This window comes from Rhodococcus sp. SJ-2 (assembly GCF_053750035.1).
In genome coordinates, this window is the sequence record NZ_CM132340.1 from 2,708,385 (window position 1) to 2,722,511 (window position 14,127).

Genomic DNA, 14,127 nt, shown 5'->3' on the forward strand with positions numbered 1-14,127 from the left:
CGATGGCTGCGGCATCGCCACCCCTGCTCCCCGCGACCCCCGCGATCCACGAGATCCGATTGGCAGTGCGCGCGTGGCTCACCGAGTATGGCGCGACCACCGTCGTCGTCGGGCTTTCCGGTGGTGCCGACTCGGCGGCCCTGACCGCCGCCGCCGTCGCCGAGGCCCATGCGGTGCACGCGGTAGTGGTGGATCACCGACTACAGGCCGGATCCGACGTGGTCGCCGCACGAGCCGTCGAATTCGCGGAGTCGGTCGGATGCGCGTCAGCGCAGGTACGAGCGGTCGATGTGACCGGCCCCGGCGGACTCGAAGCCGCCGCCCGTCACGCGCGATACGAGGCCCTCGACGACGCGCGGTGCGGCCATCCGGTGCTGCTCGGACACACTCTCGACGATCAGGCCGAAACCGTCCTGCTCGGCCTCGGCCGCGGCTCGGGTCTGCGGTCGATCCGTGGAATGGCGTCGTTCGACGCCCCGTGGGGGCGCCCTCTCCTCGGCATTCGGCGCGACACCACTCGGCTGGCGTGTGAGGAGCTCGGCTACGACCCGTACGAGGATCCGCACAACTCGGACTCGCGGTTCACGCGCGTGCGGCTGCGGAGCGAGGTTCTCCCCCTGCTAGAGGACGCTCTCGGTGGTGGAGTGGCTGCGGCGCTCGCGCGAACCGCGGCGCAGTTGCGCGAAGACGGTGAAGCTCTCGATGCGGCCGCGGCGAGCGTGCTGTCGGACGCCCTCGGGCAACCGGGCGCCCCAGTAGGAGAGCAGCAACTCGATACCGCGACGCTCGCGTCGGCGCCACCGGCGGTCGGGCGTCGTGCGGTGCGGGCGTGGTTGATCGAAATGGGAGTCTCGTCACCGCCCGACCGGACCCTCCGGGCAGTGGACGCCCTGGTGAGAGGATGGCGCGGGCAAGGACCGGTGGCCGTCGGCCGCGGTCCCGGACGGGGGAGCAGGTTGGTGGTGGCACGACGGCGTGGCAGGCTGATCCTCGAGTTCGTCGACCAGCAACGGTGTGCGGACGACTGACGGAAGGTAGGTAGGACCCGGTGTACGAAGGCGATATTGCGTCGGTGCTGATCTCGCAGGAAGAGATCGAGAAGCGCACCGCAGAACTGGCAGAGTCGGTCGCCGAACGGTATCCGCCGGGTGCACCCGAAGGCGATCTGCTTCTCATCGGCGTGCTCAAGGGCGCGATCTTCTTCATGACCGACTTCGCTCGTGCGCTGCCGATCCCGACGCAGATGGAGTTCATGGCCGTCAGTTCGTACGGTTCGTCGACGTCGTCCTCCGGTGTAGTGCGCATCCTCAAGGACCTCGACAAGGACATTGCCGGTCGCCACGTGCTGATCGTCGAGGACATCATCGATTCGGGACTGACCCTGTCGTGGCTGCTCCGCAACCTCAAGACCCGCAATCCCGCTTCGCTCGAGGTCGTCACGCTGCTGCGTAAGCCCGACGCCGTCAAGATCGACGTCGAGGTCGCGGACGTCGGCTTCGACATCCCCAACGAGTTCGTCGTGGGCTACGGCCTGGACTACGACGAGCGGTACCGCGACCTGCCGTATATCGGCACGCTCGATCCGAAGGTGTACAGCAGCGAGAGCTGAGTGAGACTACTGCGGCGAGAAGCGGTGGTCCGGACGGACCGCGACCGATCGCTGTAGCGCCTCCAGATCCTGCTCCATGAGCCGGAACAGCCAGTACACGAACACGAATGCGGCGATACTGCCCATGGAAAGCACACGCACCGCGGGCTGGACCTGGGCGATCTCGTCGACCGTGAGGAACGTCGACCCCGCGACTGCGACGAGGGGCACTGCCGCCGCGACGGCGAGATACCGAATGCTGCGACGGTGCAGACCTTCGAGTTCGCGGGCATCGGTGGTGTCGGTCGCGCCGTGGGACAGGAACGCCGGGTAGATCGACCGCACCATGTAGAACGAGACGAAGAAGAACGGGTACGCCACGGCGATCGTTCCGCACACGACGATCGACGTGACGAAATGGGTGATCGCCCTGCTGTCGAGCGCTCCCGACACCGACTCCATGATCACCGGGAACAAGATTCCCGACAGCACCCACAGCATCATCACCACCGCCGTGATGCGGTCGGCGATGAGCAGTGCGTCATGCCGTGCACGCGCGAGTTCGGCGGCGTCGTACTGACGTCCGCGGCGCAGTCCCCGGGGCACGGTGATCAGTCGTCGCGAGAGGTAGACGATCACCAGTGCGCCGAGGGGAAAAACCGCGGCGTTGATGATCAGCGCGATGTTCTGGAATTGGAGCTGTGCGTCCGGCGACAGCGCTCCGACGATCAGATTCCGATTGTGCTGGAAGTTGTAGAGGGCCCCCAGGACATTGGGTAGACCGACTGCCGCGATCATCAACGGGACGACCGGTCGGCGCAGTCGCGCCCGCCAGCTCTCGGGCGGCGGGTCCACGAGTTCGCGGGCGCGTGCGTCGAGACAGAGGTCGAACTGCTGCGCCAGTTCGGCGCCGGAAGCCCACCGTTCGGCGGGTTCGGGTGCGAGACACCGTGCGAGCACGCGACGCAGAGTCTGCGGGCAATCACTCGGCAACTGTGCGAGAGCGTCGCCGTCCGGAGGCGCGCGGCGACCGAGCAGCATTGCGTCGAGCGCGTCCATCGTGGGCGCCTCCGCGGCGCGCGCGCCGTGATCGGCCCCGGGCCTGCTTCCGGTGAGCAATTCCCACAACATCACGCCGAGCGCGTAGATGTCGCTGCGGGTGTCGAGGTCGGCGGCGCTGCGGGGCAGATGGGGATGGCATGCCTCGAGTTGTTCGGGGGACATGTATGCAATCGAGCCGCCGAGATAGGCGACAGGCGAGCTGTCCACCGCTTCGGCGAAGCTGATGTTGAAATCCGCCAGCTTGGGCACTCCCTCGGCGGTCAACAGCACGTTCGCCGGTTTGATGTCGCGGTGCAGCACACCGCGGCTCTCGGCGTAGTGGAGTGCCTCGGCGAGACGCCGACCCAGCCACGCCACGGTCTCGGGCCACGTCAGGCCCGCGAGACGCTCTCGAACGGGTGATTCGGACGGTCTGATCTCGCCCTTTGCCTGAAGGGTTCCATCGACGCAATCGAGCAGCAGACGACCGGACCGCTGCTCGGGAGGTGTCTGTCGCACCTTGTGCAGCACGCGCAGCAGAGTTCCACCGGGCATGTACTGCATGTACAGCAGACGTAATCCGTGATCGGGCAGAATTCGCTGGTCGAAGACCCGCACTATGTAGTCGTGGTCGAGCTGGGCGAGGGTTTGTGCCTCGTTTCCGCTGTTCCGCGACACTTTCACCGCGACGAGACGTTGCATCGACTGCTGCCGTGCGAGGAACACGCGTCCGAATGCGCCGGTTCCGAGCGCTGTGAGCAGGTCGAAGTCGTCGATGCGTTGTCCGGCCTCCACGTCGTCGAGCGTGATGGGGTCGCCGGAGTCCAGCATGTCCGGGAGTGTTTGTGCTGTCGCGGTGAGATCAACCGGCACGGATTCGGCCGCGCGGGTGGTCTCCGCGGGTCGTGTCCTTTCGGAAACCCGCGTGGCGTCACGAACTGTGATCTCGGCAGCTGCCGTCTCGGAAACCGGGTCCGGGTCCCGCGTGTCCATTGCTCGATTTTCCCACATGCCGCCGCATCGGATACGGCACAACGCACAGCCGGAAAGGCAGGGAACCCCGGCATGATCGCGCGCGTTGACATAGTAGGCCGACCACGCAGGGACGTCCTGGCAGCGCCACGCGGTAACCTTGCGGTGCCCGATTGGTCACGGGTCTGGGAAGCGCCACAACGACCACATTGCTGACGCCACTATCGAAAGGACCGGCCGGCCCGGCCGAACCTGTATGAACCGCAAGACAGTGTTTCGTAATCTGGGGATAGTCCTCGGCATCCTGTTGGTCATCTACGCCTTCAGTTACTTCGGCGACGACACGCGCGGCTTCACAAAGGTCGATACGTCCGTCGCGATCGCGCAGCTCGACGCAGGCAACGTCAAGCAAGCGCAGATCGACGACCGTGAGCAGCAGGTCAGGTTGTGGCTCGACAGCGGTAACGACTCGACCGAAGGCTCGACCGAGATCCTCGCGAAGTACCCGGCCTCGGCCTCCGAGCAGGTTTTCGACAAGGTCGCTGCATCCGATGCCGAATCATTCGACACGCAGGTCACCCAGGAGAGCTGGCTGACGTCGATTCTGCTGTTCGTGTTGCCGATGATCATCCTGCTCGGTGTGTTCATCTTCGTGATGAGCAGGATGCAAGGTGGCGGCCGTGGCGGCATGATGGGCTTCGGTAAGTCGAAGGCCAAGCAGCTGTCGAAGGACATGCCGAAGACGACCTTCGCCGACGTCGCAGGCGCGAACGAAGCCGTCGAAGAGCTCTACGAGATCAAGGACTTCCTGCAGAACCCTGCTCGTTACCAGGCATTGGGCGCGAAGATCCCGAAGGGCGTACTTCTGTACGGACCTCCCGGCACCGGCAAGACCCTGCTCGCCCGCGCGGTCGCAGGTGAAGCGGGAGTCCCGTTCTTCACGATCTCCGGCTCCGACTTCGTCGAGATGTTCGTCGGTGTCGGCGCCTCGCGCGTACGCGACCTCTTCGAGCAGGCCAAGCAGAATTCGCCGTGCATCATCTTCGTGGACGAGATCGACGCGGTCGGCCGTCAGCGCGGCGCAGGACTCGGCGGCGGGCACGACGAGCGTGAGCAGACACTCAACCAATTGCTGGTGGAGATGGACGGCTTCGGCGACCGCCAGGGAATCATCCTCATCGCGGCCACGAACCGCCCGGACATCCTCGATCCCGCCCTGCTGCGTCCCGGTCGCTTCGACCGGCAGATCCCCGTCAGCAATCCCGATCTGGCCGGGCGTCGCGCGATCCTCCAGGTGCATTCCAAGGGCAAGCCGATCGACCAGCATGCCGACCTCGAAGGCCTCGCGAAGCGCACCGTAGGTATGTCCGGCGCGGATCTCGCGAACGTCGTCAACGAGGCTGCGTTGCTGACCGCCCGTGAGAACGGCACCGTCATCACCGAGGCGATCCTCGAAGAATCTGTCGACCGCGTGATCGGCGGCCCCCGTCGTAAGAGCCGGATCATCAGCGAGCACGAGAAGAAGATCACCGCCTACCACGAAGGCGGACACACACTCGCAGCGTGGGCGATGCCCGATATCGAACCCGTCTACAAGGTCACGATCCTTGCTCGTGGCCGTACCGGCGGACACGCGATGACAGTGCCCGAGGACGACAAGGGCCTGATGACACGCTCGGAGATGATCGCGCGGCTCGTCATGGCAATGGGTGGCCGAGCCGCGGAAGAACTGGTGTTCCGCGAGCCCACCACCGGTGCGTCATCCGATATCGACCAAGCGACCAAGATCGCCCGCGCGATGGTCACCGAGTACGGCATGAGTGCGAAGCTCGGAGCCGTCCGCTACGGCCAGGAACAGGGCGATCCGTTTCTGGGCAGATCCATGGGCGTGCAGTCCGACTACTCGCATGAGATCGCACGCGAGATCGACGAGGAGGTGCGCAACCTGATCGAGGCTGCGCACACGGAAGCCTGGTCGATTCTCAACCAGTATCGCGACGCACTCGACCTCATCGCAGGTGAACTGCTCGAGCACGAGACGCTCACCCGCAAGGACCTCGAACGGATTCTCGCTACGGTCGAGAAACGTCCCCGGATCACGACATTCAATGATTTCGGTGATCGTGTGCCGTCGGACAAGCCGCCGATCAAGACTCCCGGCGAACTCGCCAAGGAACGCGGTGAGCCGTGGCCGCCGGAGCCGCCGTCGCTGACCAAGCCCGCGCCGCAGGAACAGCCGCAGGTGCCGCAGCAACCGCAGCAGTTCCCGCCGCCACCGCAGCAGCAGCCGTACCAGCAGCCGCAGCAGCCCGCAGGTCAGGCGCCTCAGTCCACCGGTCCTGCTCCGACCCAGCAGCTGTTCGGACAGCCGGCTGCGGGACAGCCTCCGCAGGCGCCCGGTCCGGCACCGCATCAGCAGCCGCAGCAGCCGTCCGGTCAGGGCAACGGCTACCAGGCTCCGCAACCGGCACCCGCGTCGGAACCCATGCCGGGCTTCCCTCCGGCTGCCGACCAGTACACGGGCGGCCCCCGGCACGCGACCCGCCCCGATTACGGTGCTCCCGCGGGTTGGTCGGCGCCCGGATGGCCTCCGCAAGATCGGCCGAACCAGCCGCAGGACCAGTCCGGCGGCGTCTATCAGCGGGGCTACCCCGACTGGACACAGCAGGGCAACGCGGACGGCGTGAGCGGCGCAGGCGGCGACCCCGACCCGCAGCGCGACGACGACGGCCGGACACCTCCCGAGCCTCCCCCCACGCAACCGTGGGACGGGCCGGCAGGCCACCGCTGAGCTCGCGCGGAAACAGCGTAGTTCCCAGATCACATCCAGAAAGTGGAGGACGTCGGGTGTCGGTGAATCACCTCAATACGGAGGCGAGTCGTACCTCGGGCAACCATGACGACACTGAGTCGTTGAGTCTGTCGTCGGGTCGGCCCTTCGATCAGGCCCGGGCCGAAGCAGCCGTGCGGGAACTGCTCATCGCTGTCGGCGAGGACCCCGAGCGCGAAGGGCTGCGTGACACCCCGGCTCGTGTCGCACGGGCCTACCGCGAGGTGTTCAGCGGACTGTTCACCGTTCCCGACGAGGTCCTCAACACCACCTTCGACGAAGGCCACCAGGAACTCGTCATGGTGCGCGACATTCCGATGTACTCGACGTGTGAGCACCACCTGGTCTCGTTTCACGGTGTCGCCCACGTCGGCTACATCCCCGGGCCCACCGGTCGCGTGACGGGACTGTCGAAACTCGCCCGTCTCGTCGACCTCTACGCGAAGCGACCGCAGGTGCAGGAACGTCTGACGAGTCAGATCGCCGACGCACTCGTGCGCAAGCTCGAGCCGCGCGGCGCCATCGTCGTCGTCGAAGCCGAGCACCTGTGCATGGCGATGCGCGGTATCCGGAAGCCGGGAGCGAGCACCACGACATCCGCGGTGCGCGGGTTGTTCCAGACGAGTTCGGCGTCTCGCGCAGAAGCCCTGGATCTCATCCTGCGCCGGTGAGAATCCATACGGACACACAGTGGCCCCTCGTGCGGGACGCACAGTGGCCCATCGTGATGGGCGTACTCAACGTCACCAGCGACTCCTTCTCCGACGGAGGGCGCTATCTCGATCGTGACACCGCGATCGCCCGCGGATTCGAGCTCAGGGAACTCGGAGTCGACATCGTCGATGTCGGCGGCGAATCGACTCGTCCTGGCGCGGCCCGGGTCGACCCCGAGATCGAGGCCGCACGCGTCGCGCCTGTGATCGAGGCTCTGGCTGCGGCCGGGATCGCCACCAGCGTCGACACCATGCGCGCGTCCGTTGCCGCCGTTGCCATCGAAGCCGGGGTGACGATCGTCAACGACGTATCGGGAGGCCGGGCGGATCCGAACATGGCGTCGGTTGTGGCGTCGGCGGGAGTCCCGTGGATTCTGATGCACTGGCGACCCACCGGCGAGTTCGTGCACGCCGGAGGGAGCACCCACTACGACGATGTCGTGCGCGAGGTTCGCGACGAACTCCTCACCCAGGTCGATGCTGCACTCGCGGCGGGAGTCGCGCGCGAGAACCTCGTCCTCGATCCCGGTCTGGGATTCGTGAAGAACCCCGATCACAATTGGGAACTCCTTCATCGACTACCCGAGCTGACCGAACTCGGACTCCCGGTGCTGATCGGTGCGTCGCGCAAACGATTCCTGGGGTCGCTGCTCGCCGCACCCGATGGGGCGGTGCGCTCGCCGGATGGGCGCGAGGTCGCGACCGCGGTCGTTTCGGCCCTCGCTGCGACACACGGTGCGTGGGGTGTGCGAGTACACGATGTGCAGGCGAGTCGCGATGCGCTCGCCGTGGTCCGGGCATGGCAACGAGGCAGTGCGGAAGGTGTACGCGGTGGGTGATCGCATCGAGCTGCGCGGGCTGAAGGTTCGCGGCAACCACGGGGTGTTCGATCACGAGAAGCGTGACGGGCAGGACTTCTTCATCGACATCGTCGCGTGGCTGGACCTGGCACCGGCCGGAGCCAGCGACGATCTCGTCGACACCCTCGATTACGGGGGACTCGCCGAGCGGGCCGCCGCGATCGTCGCCGGCCCTGCGCACGATCTCATCGAGACAGTGGCCGGCCGGATCGCAGACAGCGTCCTGGCTGATGGCCGGGTGACGCGAGTGGAGGTGACCGTGCACAAGCCGTCGGCGCCGATCCCCTTGACCTTCACCGATGTGGCGGTGGTGGTCGATCGGACCCGGGGCTCCGAATGAGTCGCGCGGTGCTGTCGATCGGTTCCAACCTCGGAGACCGGCTCGCGCATCTGAAAACCGTTGTCGGCGCCCTTGGACCGCGAGTATGCGCGGTGTCGAGTGTGTACTCCACTGCGCCGTGGGGTGGTGTCGAGCAACAGGATTTCCTCAACGCCGTCGTGGTCGCCGAGGACGACGGTTTCGACGAGTACGACTGGCTGACGCTGGGACGCGAACTCGAAGCTGCTGCCGCTCGCGTCCGAGCGCAGCATTGGGGCCCTCGAAGCCTCGACGTCGATGTCGTCGTCTGCCGGACCGATGCGGGGGAGGTGCGCAGTGACGATCCCGAGTTGTTGCTGCCGCATCCTCGCGCACACGAGCGTGCCTTCGTCCTGGTGCCCTGGCTCGACGTCGAACCGGCTGCGAGTCTCGCCGCGAATGGGCACACCCGACCGATCTCGGACTGGCTCTCGGACCTCGACGAGGCCGAACGCGACGGCGTGCACCGCACCGACCTCTCGCTGATCGATCATGCGCCGGGCGCGGAGGACGATCCCGGGGATCGCCCATGATGAAAGCGACGCGAATCCGCGACCTGCTGGCTCTCGGGCTGCTCGCTGCGGTGGTTGCGTGGTTGCTGATCCGCACCATGTACGGTTCGTTGCCGCCGATCCCGGTCTATGCCGGTGCATCGCTGTATCCGGTGGCTGCCCTCGAAGCGGTGCTCGCATTCATGATCCGCTCGCGGGTGAACAACCATCAGCTCGGCGACGGACCTCGCCAGTTGCATCCCATCACCGCGGCACGCTCGGTGGCGCTGGCGAAGGCGTCTGCGCTCGTCGGTGCGGCAAGCGCCGGAGTGTGGGTGGGCTTTCTGCTGTATCTCCTGCCGCAGCGAGGCACGGTGCAGGCGGCGTCCGAAGACACTTCGGGAGTGATCGTCGGTGCGATCGCGGGTGTCGTGCTCGTCGCGGCAGCATTGTGGCTCGAACATTGTTGCCGCACACCCGAGGATCCGGACGAGCCGTCCGAGCCCGCGACCTGACGGTGCGTTCGGCCCAGCGGGCCGAACGTCGCAATTCGACTGGGTGTCGCGGTGATGTCAGGCCCGGCAGAGCGTCGGCCAGTACCCTGGTAATCATGGTGTCCCGGGGGCGAGAGAGTAAGGATCGGCGGCCGTGGCGCAGTTCCGGCTCGGTCATCGTCGCCGGGCTGCTTGCGCTCGCGATGGTTGCCTCGTTGTTACTCGTGTTCAGCGACAGCGTTCAGATGCTACGGATCGCTGTGGTCGTCGCCTTGTGGTGCGCGGTCGTCGGAGCCATCGCAATGACGAAATACCGCCGGGAATCGGCGCTCGACAAGGCCAAGGCGGAAGACCTCAAGACCGTGTACGAGTTGCAGCTCGACCGCGAGATCTCGGCACGCCGCGAATACGAGTTGGGGGTCGAGGAGAAGGTCCGATCCGAGCTCCGGATCGACGCCGACGAAATGACCGCACTGCGAACCGAACTCGCGGCGCTGCGCCGCAGCCTCGAAGCATTGTTCGACGGGAAGCTCCCCGACGACGGTCTCGCGCTGGAGGGCGAGTCCGTCCGCGAACTCGACAGCGCGCCCCGGGTGAACGCCCCGAGCCCCTCCGGTCCGGCATTTGCATCGCCCGACGACGAGCCGTTGACGGCGGAGACCGAGATCGTGACGTCCGGTGCCGAGCAGTCGGATGCGGACCGAGCGGCCGAGTCCGATGATGCCGAAGCCACAGCTGATGCCGAAGCCACAGCCGGGAAGTCGGACACACCGGGTATACCGGCGGGGCGACGGGCTCGTCGTCGCCGTGACGCGGAGGCGTCCGGCAGCCACGCACAGGGACGGTCCGTCGCTGAAATCCTGGCGAACCTGTCGTCGGATCGCTGAGAACCGCGCCTGTGGGCCTCTTCGGTGAGGTGTAGATCACGCCGCTTCTCCATGGCCTGTCACAAAGGCCGCGCGCTATTGTCGTGCAGAACGTCTGGTACCCGCCGCGCGGGACTGGAACGAACGAGAGGACCCCCGTGACTTCCTTCGGGATCACAAACGCGCCTGCCCCTGCCCGGCTGTCCGTGGGCATCGTTTCCGCAGGGCGTGTCGGAACCGCACTGGGAGCGGCGCTCGAACGTGCCGGCCACGTTGTCGTTGCCTGTTCGGCAGTGTCCGAAGCGTCCAAGCATCGCGCCCACACGCGTCTGCCGGAGTCTCAGATCCTGCCTGTCGACGAAGTCGCGGGCAGATGCGATCTGCTCCTGCTGGCAGTGCCTGATTCGGAGCTCGCCGGATTGGTTTCCGGCCTTGCAGCCACCGGGGTCGTGCGCCGTGGAACATTGGTCGCGCACTGTTCCGGTGCCCACGGCATCGAGATCCTCGCGCCGCTGACCGGAGTCGGAGCAACTCCGCTCGCGATCCATCCCGCGATGACCTTCACCGGCCACGACGAGGACACAGCACGTCTGTCGTCGACGTGCTTCGGGATCACCGCCGCCGACGAGGTCGGCTACGCGATTGCGCAGGCGCTCGTCATCGAGATCGGCGGTGAACCGGTCCGGGTGTCCGAGGCGATGCGCCCGCTCTACCACGCGGCTCTCGCTCACGGCAGCAATCATCTGGTCACACTGGTGTCCGACGCCGTCGAAGCCCTGCGGACCGCACTTGCAGGGGACGAACTCCTCGGCCAGCAACTCGTCGATGCCGAGCCCGGCGGAGTCGCCGAGCGTGTCATTGCGCCGCTGCTCACCGCAGCACTCGACAACGTCCTGCGGCGCGGTCCGGCGGCCCTGACCGGCCCGGTGGCACGCGGCGACGCCGACGCGGTGGCCACACACTTGCGTGTGCTGGAGGACGTCGATCCGCAGATCGCCGCGGGATACCGCGCTCTGTCGTTGAGATCTGCACAGCGCACCGGTTCGAAGCCGGAACTGATGGAAATCCTCGAAGGGGCTGATCACGGTGAGTGAAACGGAACAGCGCGGATACGTGCGCGGCGAACTGACCGTGCACCACGACCCGGCTGCCTTGACGAAGGTCACGAAGGCGCTGCGCGGCGTCGGTCGTACCGTGGCCCTCGTACCGACAATGGGTGCACTCCACACCGGGCACCTCGAACTCGTGCGGCAGGCCAAGCTGACCGGCGCGGTCGTGGTGGTGTCGATCTTCGTCAATCCATTGCAATTCGGTGCGAACGAAGACCTCGACGCATACCCGCGCACCGTTGACGCGGACGTCGAGTTGCTGCGCGAAGCCGGAGTGGAACTCGTGTTCGTCCCGTCCGTCGCCGCGATGTACCCGGCCGGGCGCCGCACGATGATCCATCCGGGTCCACTCGGTGCCGAGCTCGAAGGCGGATCGCGCCCGACGCATTTCGCAGGAATGCTCACGGTCGTCGCGAAGTTGCTGCAGATCGTCGGACCGAACAGCGCGTTCTTCGGCGAGAAGGACTATCAGCAGCTCACGTTGATCCGCCAGATGGTGACCGACCTGAACTTCGACGTTCGGATCATCGGTGTGCCCACGGTCCGTGAATCCGACGGCCTCGCGCTGTCGTCGCGCAACCGCTACCTCGACGCCGACCAGCGAGAGATCGCCACCGTCCTGTCCGCGGCGCTCGTCGCGGGCGCGCATGCCGCTGCCGGTGGCGCCGACGCGATCCTGTCGGCGGCGCACGACGTGCTGGCCTCCGCACCTGCAATCGAGGTGGACTACTTGGAGTTGCGCGGAGCCGACCTCGGCGAAGCTCCCGAGCGAGGCGACGGTCGGCTGCTCGTGGCCGCACGACTGGGCTCCACCCGTTTGATCGACAACGTGGGGGTCGCGGTCGGGACCGGCTTCCTCGAACGGGCGACCGGTCCGGTCGATCCTGATGCCGAAGACGACCTGCTCGCTCGCTGACGCGAGTTCACGACGAGAAGAAAGAAACTGAGGATCGACATGTTTCGCACCATGATGAAGTCGAAGATCCACCGCGCAACGGTGACGCACGCCGACCTGCATTACGTCGGTTCGGTGACGGTCGACCAGGATCTGATGGACGCGGCGGATCTGCTCGAAGGTGAGCAGGTGTGCATCGTCGACATCGACAACGGCAACCGTCTCGAGACGTACGTCATCGCCGGCGAGCGTGGATCTGGTGTCATCGGGATCAACGGCGCTGCAGCGCATCTCGTGAGCCCCGGCGACCTGGTCATTCTCATTGCCTACGGCGTGATGAACGAACAGGAATGCAAGGATTACGCGCCGCGTGTCGTGTTCGTCGATGCGGAGAACCGCCAGGTCGAACTGGGCAGCGACCCCGCGCACGCACCCGAGGGGTCCGGTCTGATCACCCCGCGGATGCTGTCGACTCTCGACGCATCGATGGTGTAGCGGTGCTCCTGGCTGTCGATGTCCGGAATTCCAACATCGTTCTGGGCCTTTTCACCGGCAGCGGTTCGCACGCAAAACTGCTGCGGGATTGGCGGATTCGCACCGATTCGCGGATGACCGCGGACGAACTCGCTTTCGCGTTCCGTGGGTTGCTGGGTGATCACGTGGAGCAGATCACCGGTGTCGCTGCGCTGTCGACGGTCCCGTCGGTGTTGCGGGAGTTGAGGGTGATGCTCGCCCGGTACTGGGATCGGGTACCTCATGTGGTGGTCGAACCCGGTGTCCGTACGGGTGTTCCGCTGCTCGTCGACAATCCGAAGGAGGTCGGCGCAGACCGGATCGTCAACAGTCTTGCCGCCCACCATTTCTACGGCGGCCCCTGCATTGTCGTCGACTTCGGTACGTCGACCTGCGTCGACGTGGTGTCCGCGAAGGGCGAGTTCCTCGGTGGCTGCATCGCGCCCGGGGTGGAGATCTCGATGGACGCACTGGCGTCGCAATCGGCGGCATTGCGCATGGTCGAACTCGTGCGGCCGCGTGCGGTGCTCGGCAAGAACACTGTCGAATGCATGCAATCCGGAGCGGTTTTCGGCTTTGCCGGCATGGTCGACGGGCTCGTCGGCCGTGTGTGCACGGAGGTCCCCGGATTCGGCGGTGACGACGTCGTGGTGATTGCCACCGGCGACAGTGCCCCGCTGATCATGGAGGAATCGCGTCTGCTCGAGCATCACGAACCGGACTTGACCCTCGAAGGACTGAGGTTGGTCTACGAGCGGAATCAGGAACGGCGTGCCTCGAGGCGGGGAGCCGCCGAGGCTTCCGCGCGCCGCGATTCTGTGTAAGAATGTCTCTCGTGATCTGCCGCATGTGTGCCCAGGAGTGTTGTCGAGGCTGACGTCCGCCTCGATCGATAACACCTTCCTGGGAGTTTTCTCATGCGCGCTGCGCTTGTCTCGTCCTTTTCTTCATCGCCCTCCGCTCCGGTTGCGCTTCTGCCGCTTGCCGTCGAGCGCACCTATCCCACAGAGCTGGCTGCCGCCGTTGCTCGCGGCGCGGTGATCGTCGATGTCCGCACCACGGCTCAGCGCGATGCTCAGGGCACCCTGCCCGGCGCCCTCGCGATCTCCGAGGAGCTGGTCACAGCCCGACTCGACCCCGCGAATCCCGGCCGTCTGGCCGTCGCCGTCGACCTGGATGTCGAGTGGATCCTGGTATCAGCTGAGGGCACCGATTCGCACCGTCTCGTCGCGAGCCTGCAACAGCGGGGTCTGCGTCGTGTCTCCCACATGGCGGGCGGCTACCACGCGATCCTGGCGGCCCGGATGGTTCAGGCCGTCACCCAGGCCCATCACATCCTCGCCGACGTGGAGCGCGTCACAGCGCACTGAGGAACTGTGCGGCTGCGACGTTGTGAC

At 66.2% G+C, this 14,127-nt stretch carries 15 protein-coding genes; 14 read left to right on the forward strand and 1 reads right to left on the reverse strand.

All coding sequences use genetic code 11. The features are described 5' to 3' along the window. The first annotated feature begins 2 nt into the window (after positions 1 to 2). Entirely contained in the window at positions 3 to 1,028 is a 1,026-nt protein-coding gene (gene tilS, locus ACSYG9_RS12675; RefSeq protein ID WP_454842702.1) for a tRNA lysidine(34) synthetase TilS, read from the forward strand. Between the two features lie 20 nt (positions 1,029 to 1,048). Next, complete coding sequence (gene hpt, locus ACSYG9_RS12680; protein WP_440122867.1) at positions 1,049 to 1,609, forward strand: hypoxanthine phosphoribosyltransferase; 561 nt, start codon at positions 1,049 to 1,051, stop codon at positions 1,607 to 1,609. 6 nt (positions 1,610 to 1,615) lie between these two features. On the opposite strand, the gene ACSYG9_RS12685 is transcribed toward hpt, so the two are convergent. Continuing rightward, positions 1,616 to 3,622: a protein kinase domain-containing protein gene (locus ACSYG9_RS12685; RefSeq protein ID WP_454842704.1), complete on the reverse strand. Its 2,007-nt coding sequence runs from the start codon at positions 3,620 to 3,622 to the stop codon at positions 1,616 to 1,618. Between the two features lie 235 nt (positions 3,623 to 3,857). On the opposite strand from ACSYG9_RS12685, the gene ftsH reads away from it, so the two are divergent. From ftsH to ACSYG9_RS12745, 12 genes are all read left to right on the forward strand, one after another. Further along, the gene (gene ftsH, locus ACSYG9_RS12690; RefSeq protein WP_440122869.1) at positions 3,858 to 6,392 is read left to right on the forward strand and encodes an ATP-dependent zinc metalloprotease FtsH; all 2,535 of its coding nucleotides are present in this window, start codon (positions 3,858 to 3,860) and stop codon (positions 6,390 to 6,392) included. A gap of 56 nt (positions 6,393 to 6,448) precedes the next feature. Further along, positions 6,449 to 7,102 (forward strand): GTP cyclohydrolase I FolE, encoded by a 654-nt coding sequence (gene folE / locus ACSYG9_RS12695; protein ID WP_440122870.1) that lies wholly within the window; start codon positions 6,449 to 6,451, stop codon positions 7,100 to 7,102. Positions 7,103 to 7,158: 56 nt separating this feature from the next. Then, positions 7,159 to 7,983 (forward strand): dihydropteroate synthase, encoded by an 825-nt coding sequence (gene folP, locus ACSYG9_RS12700; protein WP_440127643.1) that lies wholly within the window; start codon positions 7,159 to 7,161, stop codon positions 7,981 to 7,983. After that, positions 7,976 to 8,344 (forward strand): dihydroneopterin aldolase, encoded by a 369-nt coding sequence (gene folB / locus ACSYG9_RS12705; protein ID WP_440122871.1) that lies wholly within the window; start codon positions 7,976 to 7,978, stop codon positions 8,342 to 8,344. Before folP ends, folB begins: the two co-directional genes overlap by 8 nt. Beyond that, the gene (gene folK / locus ACSYG9_RS12710) at positions 8,341 to 8,895 is read left to right on the forward strand and encodes a 2-amino-4-hydroxy-6-hydroxymethyldihydropteridine diphosphokinase (RefSeq protein WP_454842707.1); all 555 of its coding nucleotides are present in this window, start codon (positions 8,341 to 8,343) and stop codon (positions 8,893 to 8,895) included. Before folB ends, folK begins: the two co-directional genes overlap by 4 nt. Beyond that, positions 8,892 to 9,368, forward strand: coding sequence for a DUF3180 domain-containing protein (locus ACSYG9_RS12715; RefSeq protein WP_440122873.1), 477 nt, complete (start codon positions 8,892 to 8,894; stop codon positions 9,366 to 9,368). Before folK ends, ACSYG9_RS12715 begins: the two co-directional genes overlap by 4 nt. A 95-nt stretch (positions 9,369 to 9,463) precedes the next feature. Further along, positions 9,464 to 10,234, forward strand: a complete 771-nt coding sequence (locus ACSYG9_RS12720; RefSeq protein WP_440122874.1) for a DUF6779 domain-containing protein — start codon at positions 9,464 to 9,466, stop codon at positions 10,232 to 10,234. 137 nt (positions 10,235 to 10,371) lie between these two features. Then, the gene (locus ACSYG9_RS12725; RefSeq protein WP_440122875.1) at positions 10,372 to 11,307 is read left to right on the forward strand and encodes a DUF2520 domain-containing protein; all 936 of its coding nucleotides are present in this window, start codon (positions 10,372 to 10,374) and stop codon (positions 11,305 to 11,307) included. Then, complete coding sequence (gene panC / locus ACSYG9_RS12730) at positions 11,300 to 12,238, forward strand: pantoate--beta-alanine ligase (protein WP_440122876.1); 939 nt, start codon at positions 11,300 to 11,302, stop codon at positions 12,236 to 12,238. The genes ACSYG9_RS12725 and panC overlap by 8 nt, the downstream gene beginning before the upstream one ends. A 39-nt stretch (positions 12,239 to 12,277) precedes the next feature. Then, positions 12,278 to 12,712: an aspartate 1-decarboxylase gene (gene panD / locus ACSYG9_RS12735; RefSeq protein ID WP_440122877.1), complete on the forward strand. Its 435-nt coding sequence runs from the start codon at positions 12,278 to 12,280 to the stop codon at positions 12,710 to 12,712. 2 nt (positions 12,713 to 12,714) lie between these two features. Continuing rightward, positions 12,715 to 13,554 (forward strand): type III pantothenate kinase, encoded by an 840-nt coding sequence (locus ACSYG9_RS12740; RefSeq protein WP_440122878.1) that lies wholly within the window; start codon positions 12,715 to 12,717, stop codon positions 13,552 to 13,554. 93 nt (positions 13,555 to 13,647) lie between these two features. Then, positions 13,648 to 14,100: a rhodanese-like domain-containing protein gene (locus ACSYG9_RS12745; protein WP_454842710.1), complete on the forward strand. Its 453-nt coding sequence runs from the start codon at positions 13,648 to 13,650 to the stop codon at positions 14,098 to 14,100. Positions 14,101 to 14,127 lie beyond the last annotated feature (27 nt).

Excerpts from the sequence above, each read along its gene's own strand:
- tilS (WP_454842702.1), top strand. The coding sequence starts at position 3 with ATGGCTGCGGCATCGCCACCCCTGCTCCCCGCGACCCCCGCGATCCAC.
- ACSYG9_RS12685 (WP_454842704.1), bottom strand. The coding sequence starts at position 3,622 with ATGGACACGCGGGACCCGGACCCGGTTTCCGAGACGGCAGCTGCCGAG.
- ftsH (WP_440122869.1), top strand. The coding sequence starts at position 3,858 with ATGAACCGCAAGACAGTGTTTCGTAATCTGGGGATAGTCCTCGGCATC.
- folP (WP_440127643.1), top strand. The coding sequence starts at position 7,159 with ATGGGCGTACTCAACGTCACCAGCGACTCCTTCTCCGACGGAGGGCGC.
- folK (WP_454842707.1), top strand. The coding sequence starts at position 8,341 with ATGAGTCGCGCGGTGCTGTCGATCGGTTCCAACCTCGGAGACCGGCTC.
- ACSYG9_RS12715 (WP_440122873.1), top strand. The coding sequence starts at position 8,892 with ATGATGAAAGCGACGCGAATCCGCGACCTGCTGGCTCTCGGGCTGCTC.
- ACSYG9_RS12720 (WP_440122874.1), top strand. The coding sequence starts at position 9,464 with ATGGTGTCCCGGGGGCGAGAGAGTAAGGATCGGCGGCCGTGGCGCAGT.
- panD (WP_440122877.1), top strand. The coding sequence starts at position 12,278 with ATGTTTCGCACCATGATGAAGTCGAAGATCCACCGCGCAACGGTGACG.
- ACSYG9_RS12745 (WP_454842710.1), top strand. The coding sequence starts at position 13,648 with ATGCGCGCTGCGCTTGTCTCGTCCTTTTCTTCATCGCCCTCCGCTCCG.